Here is a 9,998-nt window from a genome sequence, read left to right on the forward strand (position 1 = left end):
AGGGGGCCGCCGACCGCGAGGTCGACGGCCTTTCGACGAACGGTCAGGACGCGTAGCTGTGGAAACCGCGCCCGCTCTTCTTGCCGAGCAGTCCCGCGTCCACCATGCGCAGCAGCAACGGCGGCGGCGAGTACAAGGGCTCCTTGAACTCCTCGTACATCGACTCGGCGATCGCCTTGGTGGTGTCGAGGCCGATCAGGTCGGTCAGGCGCAGCGGACCCATCGGGTGCGCGCAGCCGAGCACCATGCCGTTGTCGATGTCCTCGGCGCTGGCGAAGCCCGACTCCAGCATCCGGATCGCGGACAGCAGGTAGGGGATCAGCAGCGCGTTGACCACGAACCCCGCCCGGTCCTGCGAGCGGATGACCTCCTTGTTCAGGACCCCCGTCACGAACGCCTCGGCCCTGGTCCTGGTCTTGTCGCCGGTCAGCAGCGACGGCACCAGTTCCACCAGCTTCAACACCGGCACCGGGTTGAAGAAGTGCACGCCGATGACCTGCTCGGGACGGCTCGTGGCCATGCCGAGTTTCATGATCGGGATCGAGGAGGTGTTGGACGCGAAGATGGCGTCCGGGTCGGCGACGATCTTGTCGAGCGCCGCGAACACCTCGGTCTTGACCTGCTCGTTCTCCGCGACGGCTTCCACGACCAGGTTACGGTCGGCGAAGTCGGCGTAGTCGGTGGTGAACCGCAGGCGCTCCAGTGCGGCGTCCCGGTCCTCGGCGGACAGCTTGCCGCTGCGCACACCCCGGCCGAGCGACGAGGCGATCCGCCCGCGCGCGGCCTCCGTGGCGTCCGGGCTGACCTCGGCCACCAGCACGTCGAGCCCGGCGCGCGCGCAGACCTCGGCGATGCCGGAGCCCATCAGGCCCGATCCCACCACTCCAACACGTTGAATGTCACTCACGGCCCGATCCTGCCAGGGCGTTCGACGGGAAGCACATCCTCGGGCCCCGGAGTCGGACGGCGCGCTCGTCCGACTCGGTCCGACCTGCTAGTTCCCGACTTCGGCCCGAAGCGCGCGCCCCGCGCCCGGACCCGTCACCGGAAGGCCGCGGCGTTCCGGGCCGTCCACTCGGCGAACGGCCGGGCGGGGCGGCCGAGGACCCGCTCGACGTCGGGGCTCACCTCCCGCTCGGCGGGCGACGGCGTGCCGAGGATGTCGAGGGTGGCGTCCGCGACCCCCGGCGGCATGAACCGGAGCAGCTGCGCCCTGGCCTCGTCCCGGGTCTGCTCGACGAACCGCACCGGCTCGCCCAGCACGTCGCCGAGCACCGCCGCCTGCTGGCGCGGCGAGATCGCCGCCGGTCCGGTCAGCACGTAGGTCAGGCCGCCGTGGCCCGGTTCCCGCAACGCCGCGGCGGCGACCCCGGCGATGTCGTCCGGGTCGACGTTCGGCAGCGCCACGTCCGCGAACGGCGCGGCGACCTCGCGGCGCGCGCGGACCGACTCGGCCCACGCGTACGCGTTGGACTGGAACCCGCCCGGCCGCAGCACCGTCCACTCCAGACCGGACTCCCGCACGGCCTCCTCCAGCTGCGGCGGGTGGCGCAGCGTCCCCACTCCCTGCGACGACAGCAGGACGACCCGCCGCACGCCGGCGTCCCGCGCGAGGTCCAACGCCTCGGCCAGCACGGGGGCGCCGCCGCCGGACGCCAGCCAGTCGCCGGACGTCAGCAGGAACAACGCCTCGGCGCCGTCCAGCGCCGGCTTGAGGCTCCTCGGCTCGGCCAGGTCGGCCGCCACGGCGCGCACGCCGTCCGGCACGTCCGCCGCCGAGACCTTCCGCGACACGGCCGTCACCCGCTCACCCGCCGCGGCCAACGCCCGCACGAGCGGCCGGCCGACGTTGCCGGTGGCTCCGGTTACCACGATCACGATGCGCTCCTCGTTCCCGAACTCCTATGTGGACGACGAGGACGCTACCTTCGCGGGTATAGTAGGTACCTAGAGGATAGTAATGGCGGAAGGGGTGGATTGTGACCGGCAGCACACAGCGTGAGGTCGCGCCCGAACTGGCCTGCCCGATCGCCCCGGTGGTCGACATCGTGTTCAGCCGGTGGACCACCCCGATCCTGTGGGCGCTGCACGAGCACGGGCGGCAGCGGTTCGTCGAGCTGGAACGCCGCATCACCACGATCACGCCCAAGGTGCTGACGCAACGGCTGCGGCAGTTGGAACGCGACGGGCTCGTCGTGCGCACTTACCACGCGGAGGTCCCGCCCCGCGTCGAGTACGAGATCAGCGAGCTGGGGCGCAGCCTGGCGCCGTTGTTCGCCGCGCTGTCGGAGTGGTCCGTCAACCTCGACCAGGTCCAAGCGGCGCGGCGGGAGTACGACGCCCGCGAACCGGTGCGACCCCGCCGCGCCTGAACGACACCCCGAACGCCGGCCTGAACGACCCCTGTACGACACCGCCGGACGTCACCCCGGACGTCACCGCCGGACGCCGAACTCCTGGGTCCAGTACGACTTGGCGCTGCCGTCCACGGCGTGCGCGACGCCGAGGTCGCGCAACTCGCAGTTGACGATGTTGGCCCGGTGGCCCGAGCTGTTCATCCACGCCCGCACGACCTCCTCGGGCGTGCCCTGGCCGGCGGCGATGTTCTCCGCCGTGATCCGGTACTGGTAACCGGCCTCGGTGACGCGCTGTGCGGGCGTGCTGCCGTCAACGCCTGTATGGCTGAAGTTGCCGGTGCGGGCCATCTCGTCGTTGTGCCGCTTGGCCGCCGCCGCGAGCTGCGCGTTCGGGGCGAGCGCCGGGCAGCCGACCGCCGAACGTTCCGCGTTGGTCAGGCTGAGCACCTGGTCCGCGTAGGTCGGTGCGGCGGTGGCGACGCCGGTCGTGACGAGCAGTGCCGCGACGGCCAGTCCGGCCGTGCAGGTCCTGGTGGTCATGACGTCCTCCTCCTCGGTGGCACCTTGCGTGAGGAGGGTTCCCGCTCTGGAGCGGAGTTGCGTCCACGATCGGGCGAACCACGGGGAATGCCGGACATCCCGACCGGATCACCTGGTATTCGGACGGCCGGGGCGAGGGACCGGCGCCGCCCGCCCCGGCCGGTCCGGTCAGTCCTTCAGCTCGCGTTCGGCCTGCGCGATGGCCGCGAACTCCTCCTCCGGCGCGGACGCGACGAGGTGGTGCCGGCTGTAGAACCAGAAGTACGCCAGCGCCACCACGACGATGCCCGCCGTGATCCCGGCGGCGAGCTCGTCCACGAAGAACGTCGCCACCACGGCCGCCAGCGCGAGCACGAGTGCGACCGCCGTCGTCGCCACGCCGCCCGGCGTCCGGTACGGGCGCTCCAGCCCCGGCTCCCGCACCCGCAGCACGATGTGCGACACCATCATCAGCACGTACGACAGCGCCGCGCCGAACACCGCGATGTTGATCAGCAAGGCGCCGTCGCGGGTGATCGCCGCCAGCACGAACCCGATCGCGCCCGGCACGATCAGCGCCAGGTACGGCGTCTTGCGCTTGCCGGTGCGCGACAGCCACCGCGGCAGGTACCCGGCCCGCGACAGGGCGAACAACTGCCGCGAGTAGGCGAAGATGAGCGAGAAGAAGCTCGCCACCAACCCGGCCAGGCCGACGTAGTTCACCACCTGCGCCAGCAGGTTGTCCCCGCCGTACGCCGCGCGCACCGCCGCCGGCAGCGGGTTGTCGGACCCCTTCAACGCCTCCGACCCCGCCCCGCCGGGCGCGAACACCAGGATCGCGCCCGCGAACACCAGCAGCACGAGCATCGCGGCGATGATCCCGCGCGGCATGTCCCGCTTCGGGTCGCGCGCCTCCTCCGCGGCCACCGGCACGCCCTCGACGCCCAGGAAGAACCAGATCCCGAACACCAGCGCGCCCAACGCCCCCGTGACGCCGAACGGCAGGAAGCCGTCACCCTGGGCCAGGTCGAACAGCTTCGCCGAGTCGAACCGCGGCACCATGCCGATGACGAACACGGCCAGCGCCACCACCGCCACGCCCGTGATGACGAACATCAGCCGCAACGCCTCGCCGACGCCGTACAGGTGCACGCCGATGAACACGAGGAAGCACACCAGGTACACCGGCCAGGAGTTGGTCAGGCCGAACAGCCCCAGCGTCTCCACGTACCCGCCGATGAACACCGCGATCGCGGCCGGCGCCATGGCGTACTCGATGAGGATCGCGATGCCCGTGGCGAACCCGCCGAGCGGTCCGAGCGCGCGTCGCGCGAAGCCGTAACCGCCGCCGGCCACGGGCAGCGCGGCCGCGAGCTCCGCCAGGCCGAACACCATGCACGTGTACATCAGGCCCATCAGGGCCGTGGCGACGAGCAGGCCGCCCCACCCGCCTTGCGCGATGCCGAAGTTCCACCCGGCGAAGTCGCCCGAGATGACGTAGGAGACACCCAGCCCCGCCAGCAGGACCCAGCCCGCGGCGCCCCGCTTGAGCTGCCGGTGTTCCAGGTAGTCGCTGCCCACCTTCTCGTACTCGACGTGCTTGGCCATCTGCGCTCGCTCCCTAATGGGTCAGTCGCGCTCCTTTGGAGGATGTGGCGAGGGTGGCGTGGCTGATGTGATGGTGTCAAGATGAGCTGTCCAATGGCTCGCTGACATACCTTTGGAGGTATCGCGGATGCTCGCCGTCGAGGAGTTGCGCGTGCTCGTGGACGCCGGGGAGGTCGACACGGTGCTCGTCGCGGTCGTCGACATGCAGGGCCGCCTCCAGGGCAAGCGCTGCGCCGCCCGCTACTTCGTCGACGAGGTACTGCCGCACGCCGCCGAGGGCTGCAACTACCTGCTCGCCGTGGACGTCGAGATGAACACCGTCGACGGCTACGCCATGTCGTCGTGGGAGACCGGGTACGGCGACTTCGTCATGCGGCCCGACCTGTCCACGCTGCGGCGCGTGCCGTGGCACGAGGGCACCGCGCTCGTGATGTGCGACCTGGTCTGGGAGGACGGCGAGCCGGTCGTGGTGTCCCCGCGGCAGATCCTCAAGCGCCAGCTCGACCGCCTCGCCGAACGGGGTCTGCGCGCGTTCGTCGGCACCGAGCTCGAGTTCATCGTCTTCGACACGACCTACGAGGACGCCTGGAACCGCGGCTACCGCGACCTCACCCCGGCCAACCAGTACAACGTGGACTACTCCCTGCTCGGCACCGCGCGCGTCGAGCCGCTGCTGCGCGCCATCCGCAACCACATGGCGGGCGCGGGCATGGTGGTCGAGTCGGCCAAGGGCGAGTGCAACCCCGGCCAGCACGAGATCGCGTTCCGCTACACCGAAGCGCTCGCGACGTGTGACAACCACAGCATCTACAAGACCGGCGCCAAGGAGATCGCGGCGCAGCAGGGCAAGTCGCTGACGTTCATGGCGAAGTACAACGAGCGCGAGGGCAGCTCGTGCCACATCCACCTGAGCCTCCGCTCGGAGGACGGCGAGCCGGTGTTCGCCGAAGGGCGCGGCATGTCGAAGCTCATGGAGCACTTCATGGCGGGCCAGCTCGCCGCGCTGCGAGAGCTGGCGTACTTCCTCGCGCCGAACATCAACTCCTACAAGCGGTTCGCGCGGGGCAGCTTCGCGCCGACCGCGGTGGCCTGGGGCAAGGACAACCGGACGTGCGCGCTGCGCGTCGTCGGGCACGGGCAGTCGCTCAGGTTCGAGAACCGGGTGCCGGGCGCGGACGTGAACCCGTACCTCGCCGTCGCCGCGCTGATCGCGGCCGGCCTGCACGGCGTGGAGAACGAGCTGCCGCTGGAGGACGAGTTCGTCGGCAACGCCTACGGGTCGGACCGCCCGACCGTGCCCGCCACGCTGCGCGACGCCGCGTCCCTGCTGGCGAGGAGCGAGCTGGCGCGCGAGGCGTTCGGCCAGGACGTGGTCGAGCACTACCTCAACGCGGCCCGGGTGGAACTGGCCGCGTTCGACTCGTCGGTGACGGACTGGGAGCGCATCCGTGGCTTCGAACGGCTCTAGGGCACGCCCGCTGATCGGCGTCAGCACCTACCTCGAACGCGCCCGGTTCGGCGTGTGGGACGTGGAGGCGGCGGTCCTGCACCGCGACTACCTCGACTCGGTGGTGCGGGCGGGCGGCAACCCCGTGCTGCTGCCGCCGGTCGGCGAGTGGGACGCGGACGCCATCGCGTTCCTCGACGGCCTGGTGCTGGCGGGCGGCGCGGACGTCGACCCGGCGTTGTACGGGCGGCCGCGCGACCCGCGCACCGGACCGGCCCGCCCCGACCGGGACGCGGTCGAGCTGAGCCTCACGCGAGCGGCACTAAAACTCGACCTGCCGCTGCTCGCGGTGTGCCGGGGGATGCAGCTGCTCAACGTGGCGCTGGGCGGCACGCTGGTCCAGCACGTGGACGGCCACAACCCGACGCCCGGGGTGTTCCAGCACACCGGCGTCGCGGTCGCGCCCGGCTCGCGGCTGGCGGAGGTCGTCGGCCTGGCCACCACCGTGCACTGCCACCACCACCAGGCGTTGGACACCATCGGCGACGGCCTGCGCGTGGTCGCGGGCGCGCCGGACGGCACCGTGGAGGCCGTGGAGCTGCCCGGCGCGCGGTTCGTGCTCGGCGTGCAGTCGCACCCGGAGGCCGACACCGAGGACGACCGCTTGTTCGCCGCGCTCGTCGCCGCGACGCGGGCCGCGACGGGCGACACCGCCACAGGACACAGGGCAGCAGCGGACAGGACCGCGGTTGCGGACAGGGGTGTGGAGTGACGACGTTCGACGTGATCAACCCGGCCACCGAGGAGGTGGTCCGGTCGGTGCCGCTGGCCTCGCTGGAGGAGACCGACGCGGCGATCGCCCGCGCCTGGGCGGCGCTGCCCGCGTGGCGTGCCGTCGCGCCCGGCGACCGGGCCCGGCTGCTGCGCCGGTTCGCGGACGCCGTCGACGGCGCGGTGGAGGAGCTGGCCGCGCTGGAGGTGCTGAACTCCGGGCACACCATCGGCAACGCGCGCTGGGAGGCGGGCAACGTCCGCGACGTGCTGCACTACTACTCCGCCGCCCCGGAACGCCTGTTCGGCAGGCAGATCCCGGTGCCGGGCGGGCTGAACGTGACCTTCCACGAGCCGGTGGGCGTGGTCGGCGTGATCGTGCCGTGGAACTTCCCGATGCCGATCGCCGGGTGGGGCTTCGCGCCCGCGCTGGCGGCGGGCAACACCGTGGTGCTCAAACCGGCCGAGCTGACGCCGCTGACCGCGCTGCGGCTCGCCGAGCTCGCGCTGGAGGCCGGTGTCCCGGAGGGCGTGTTCCAGGTGCTGCCGGGCGCCGGGCCGGTGGTGGGGCAGCGGTTCGTCACGCACCCCGCCGTGCGCAAGGTCGTGTTCACCGGGTCCACGCGGGTCGGCAAGCAGGTCATGGCCGGCTGCGCCGAGCAGGTCAAGCGGGTGACGCTGGAGCTGGGCGGCAAGTCGGCCAACATCGTGTTCGCCGACGCCGACCTGGAGCAGGCCGCGGCCACCGCGCCGTACGGGGTGTTCGACAACGCGGGCCAGGACTGCTGCGCCCGGTCGCGCATCCTGGTGCAGGCGTCGGCCTACGACCGGTTCATGGAGCTGCTGGAACCGGCCGTCAAGGGCGTCGTGGTGGGCGCGCCGGGCGACGAGGCGACCGAGATGGGACCGCTGATCTCCGCCGCGCACCGGGAGAAGGTCGCGTCCTACGTGCCGTCCGACGCGCCGGTGGCGTTCCGCGGCTCGGCGCCGTCGGGCGCGGGGTTCTGGTTCCCGCCCACGGTGCTCGCGCCCGTCGCGCCCGGCGACCGCGCCGCCGTGGAGGAGATCTTCGGGCCCGTGGTGGCCGTGCTGCCGTTCACCGACGAGGAGGACGCGGTCCGCCTGGCCAACGACAGCGAGTTCGGCCTGTCCGGGTCGATCTGGACCCGTGACGTGGGGCGTGCGCTGCGCGTGTCCCGCGGCGTGGAGGCCGGGAACCTCTCGGTGAACTCCCACTCGTCGGTGCGGTACTGGACGCCGTTCGGCGGGTTCAAGCAGTCCGGCCTGGGGCGCGAGCTCGGGCCGGACGCGCTCGACGCGTTCACCGAGACCAAGAACGTCTTCATCGCCCACTGACCGCACCGCGCACGACCGCACGCGCACATCGATTGGGAGAGACATGGTTCAGCGACTTGAGGGCCGGGTGGCCGTGGTGACCGGCGGCGGCAGCGGCATCGGGCTCGCCTCGGTCCGACGGCTGGCGTCCGAGGGCGCGCGGGTCGTCGTGGCCGATGTGGACGGTGACGCGGGCAAGGCGGCGGCCGACGAGGTCGGCGGCCTGTTCGCCCAGGTCGACGTGACCGACGAGGAACAGGTCTCCGCCCTGTTCCAGACCACTGTGGACACCTACGGCTCGCTCGACGTCGCCTTCAACAACGCGGGCATCTCGCCGCCCGACGACGACTCGATCCTGACCACCGGCATCGAGGCGTGGGAACGGGTGCAGAAGGTCAACCTGACCTCGGTGTACCTGTGCTGCAAGCACGCCATCCCGCACATGCTGGAGCGCGGCCGCGGCTCGGTGATCAACACGGCGTCGTTCGTGGCGACGATGGGCGCGGCGACGTCCCAGATCTCCTACACCGCGTCCAAGGGCGGCGTGCTGGCGATGAGCCGCGAGCTGGGCGTCCAGTTCGCCCGGCAGGGGGTGCGGGTCAACGCCCTGTCACCCGGACCGGTGAACACGCCGTTGCTGCGGGAGCTGTTCGCGAAGGACCCGGAGCGGGCCGCGCGGCGACTGGTGCACGTGCCGCTGGGCCGGTTCGCCGAGCCGGAGGAGATCGCGGCCGCGGTGGCGTTCCTGGCCAGCGACGACTCGTCGTTCATCACGGCGTCGAACTTCCTGGTCGACGGCGGCATCGCCGGTGCCTACGTGACACCGCTGTGATGCCGTTGCAGGACGCGTTGTTCCGCCCCGTGCGGGCGGGCAACGCGTTCGAGGAGACCGTGGAACGGCTCATGCAGGCCATCCGGCTCGGGGCCGTGGGGCCGGGGGAGCGGCTGCCCGCCGAGCGGGACCTCGCCACCCGGCTGGGCGTCAGCCGGGTGACGTTGCGCGAGGCGATCAGGTCGTTGCAGGACGCCGGGTACGTCGAGTCGCGGCGCGGCCGGTACGGCGGGACGTTCGTGATGGAGCGCGTGCCCGTCCCCGCGCCGGACCACCGGGTCGACCCGGAGGACCTGGCGGACGCGATGACGTTGCGCGCGGCGGTGGAGACGGGCGCGGTGGAGTGCGCGGCGGGACGCGCGCTGGGGTCGGTGGAGCGGCGGAACCTGCTGTCCCGGCTGGTCGAGTGCCGTGACGCGTCGCTGGACGAGTACCGGCGCAAGGACTCGCGCCTGCACCTGGCGATCGCCGAGGCGACCGGGTCGCCGTCGCTCACGGCGGCCGTCGCCGACGCCCGGATGAGGGTGAACGCCCTGCTCGACCGGATACCGCTCCTCCAGCCCAACCTGGCGCACTCGAACGAGCAGCACGAGCGGATCGTCACGCACATCCTGGCCGGTGACGCGGAGGCCGCGCGGCGGGCGATGGCCGAGCACCTCGACGGCACGGCCCTGCTGCTGCGCGGCTTCCTGACCTGACGGTTCACCGCCTCGGGTGATCTTCCCCGTCCCGGTCCGGCCTACCGCTCGAAGTCGCGCTCCGGCCCGCGCCCGGGCCAACCCCCGGGGTGGCGCTCGCCCCGGTCGCCGCCCTTTCCGCGCTCGTCGAACCGGCCGCCCCCGCGCTCGTCGAACCGAGAGTGGCCCTGCCGGTCGAACCCGCCGCCGTGCCTGCGGTGGTCGTCGCGGTCGGCGAGGGCCACGATCCCGCCGCCCAGGACGAGCCCGAGCAGACCGACCGCGACCAGCTGGGTGGCCTTGTGCCCGGCGACCCGCCGGATTTTCAACCCACCGTGACCCGGCGGGAGCGGGGAGTACGCGGCGTGCGGCCCACCCGGCACCGCCTGATGAGACCCGCCCGCCGCGGCACTTCGGGCGGCCGGCGTGGTGGCGGCCCAGGCCGTCCAGGC

The 9,998-nt window shown here is 72.2% G+C and carries 11 protein-coding genes; 6 read left to right on the plus strand and 5 right to left on the minus strand.

The window, feature by feature from the left end:
• Positions 1-43: 43 nt before the first annotated feature.
• Complete coding sequence (locus tag ACFQ3T_RS07295; RefSeq protein ID WP_380721505.1) at positions 44-907, minus strand: 3-hydroxybutyryl-CoA dehydrogenase; 864 nt, start codon at positions 905-907, stop codon at positions 44-46.
• Positions 908-1,041: 134 nt separating this feature from the next.
• Positions 1,042-1,878, minus strand: coding sequence for an NAD(P)H-binding protein (locus ACFQ3T_RS07300; protein ID WP_380721507.1), 837 nt, complete (start codon positions 1,876-1,878; stop codon positions 1,042-1,044).
• 101 nt (positions 1,879-1,979) lie between these two features.
• Between ACFQ3T_RS07300 and ACFQ3T_RS07305 the strand changes: the two genes are divergently transcribed.
• Entirely contained in the window at positions 1,980-2,372 is a 393-nt protein-coding gene (locus ACFQ3T_RS07305) for a winged helix-turn-helix transcriptional regulator (RefSeq protein WP_380721510.1), read from the plus strand.
• A 63-nt stretch (positions 2,373-2,435) separates the two neighbouring features.
• On the opposite strand, the gene ACFQ3T_RS07310 is transcribed toward ACFQ3T_RS07305, so the two are convergent.
• Both ACFQ3T_RS07310 and eat read right to left on the minus strand, forming a co-directional pair.
• On the minus strand, positions 2,436-2,897 hold the full coding sequence (locus tag ACFQ3T_RS07310; RefSeq protein ID WP_380721513.1) for a CAP domain-containing protein: 462 nt from the start codon (positions 2,895-2,897) through the stop codon (positions 2,436-2,438).
• A gap of 168 nt (positions 2,898-3,065) precedes the next feature.
• Positions 3,066-4,484 carry an ethanolamine permease gene (gene eat / locus ACFQ3T_RS07315; protein WP_380721516.1) on the minus strand — a complete coding sequence of 473 codons (1,419 nt, stop codon included), beginning with the start codon at positions 4,482-4,484 and terminating at the stop codon, positions 3,066-3,068.
• A 127-nt stretch (positions 4,485-4,611) separates the two neighbouring features.
• Here eat and ACFQ3T_RS07320 point away from each other — a divergent pair, with 127 nt between their 5' ends.
• Genes ACFQ3T_RS07320 through ACFQ3T_RS07340 form a run of 5 tightly spaced genes read left to right on the plus strand, consistent with a single transcriptional unit; the run spans position 4,612 to position 9,567 of the window.
• Positions 4,612-5,952, plus strand: a complete 1,341-nt coding sequence (locus ACFQ3T_RS07320; RefSeq protein WP_380721518.1) for a glutamine synthetase family protein — start codon at positions 4,612-4,614, stop codon at positions 5,950-5,952.
• Positions 5,933-6,703 (plus strand): gamma-glutamyl-gamma-aminobutyrate hydrolase family protein, encoded by a 771-nt coding sequence (locus tag ACFQ3T_RS07325; protein WP_380721521.1) that lies wholly within the window; start codon positions 5,933-5,935, stop codon positions 6,701-6,703. Before ACFQ3T_RS07320 ends, ACFQ3T_RS07325 begins: the two co-directional genes overlap by 20 nt.
• Entirely contained in the window at positions 6,700-8,058 is a 1,359-nt protein-coding gene (locus ACFQ3T_RS07330; protein WP_380721524.1) for an aldehyde dehydrogenase family protein, read from the plus strand. Before ACFQ3T_RS07325 ends, ACFQ3T_RS07330 begins: the two co-directional genes overlap by 4 nt.
• 43 nt (positions 8,059-8,101) lie before the next feature.
• Positions 8,102-8,869 carry a 3-oxoacyl-ACP reductase gene (locus ACFQ3T_RS07335; RefSeq protein WP_380721527.1) on the plus strand — a complete coding sequence of 256 codons (768 nt, stop codon included), beginning with the start codon at positions 8,102-8,104 and terminating at the stop codon, positions 8,867-8,869.
• Complete coding sequence (locus ACFQ3T_RS07340; RefSeq protein WP_380721529.1) at positions 8,869-9,567, plus strand: FadR/GntR family transcriptional regulator; 699 nt, start codon at positions 8,869-8,871, stop codon at positions 9,565-9,567. Before ACFQ3T_RS07335 ends, ACFQ3T_RS07340 begins: the two co-directional genes overlap by 1 nt.
• Before the next feature lie 41 nt (positions 9,568-9,608).
• Here ACFQ3T_RS07340 and ACFQ3T_RS07345 read toward each other — a convergent pair.
• On the minus strand, positions 9,609-9,998 hold a 390-nt coding region (locus ACFQ3T_RS07345), incomplete at its 5' end, for a hypothetical protein (RefSeq protein ID WP_380721532.1).

This window comes from Saccharothrix hoggarensis (genome assembly GCF_042678885.1).
GTDB lineage: Bacteria > Actinomycetota > Actinomycetes > Mycobacteriales > Pseudonocardiaceae > Actinosynnema > Actinosynnema hoggarensis.

Bases quoted from the DNA above. Each gene is read 5' to 3' on its own strand.
- ACFQ3T_RS07335 (WP_380721527.1), top strand. From the start codon at position 8,102: ATGGTTCAGCGACTTGAGGGCCGGGTGGCCGTGGTGACCGGCGGCGGC.
- eat (WP_380721516.1), bottom strand. From the start codon at position 4,484: ATGGCCAAGCACGTCGAGTACGAGAAGGTGGGCAGCGACTACCTGGAA.
- ACFQ3T_RS07310 (WP_380721513.1), bottom strand. From the start codon at position 2,897: ATGACCACCAGGACCTGCACGGCCGGACTGGCCGTCGCGGCACTGCTC.
- ACFQ3T_RS07340 (WP_380721529.1), top strand. From the start codon at position 8,869: ATGCCGTTGCAGGACGCGTTGTTCCGCCCCGTGCGGGCGGGCAACGCG.
- ACFQ3T_RS07320 (WP_380721518.1), top strand. From the start codon at position 4,612: ATGCTCGCCGTCGAGGAGTTGCGCGTGCTCGTGGACGCCGGGGAGGTC.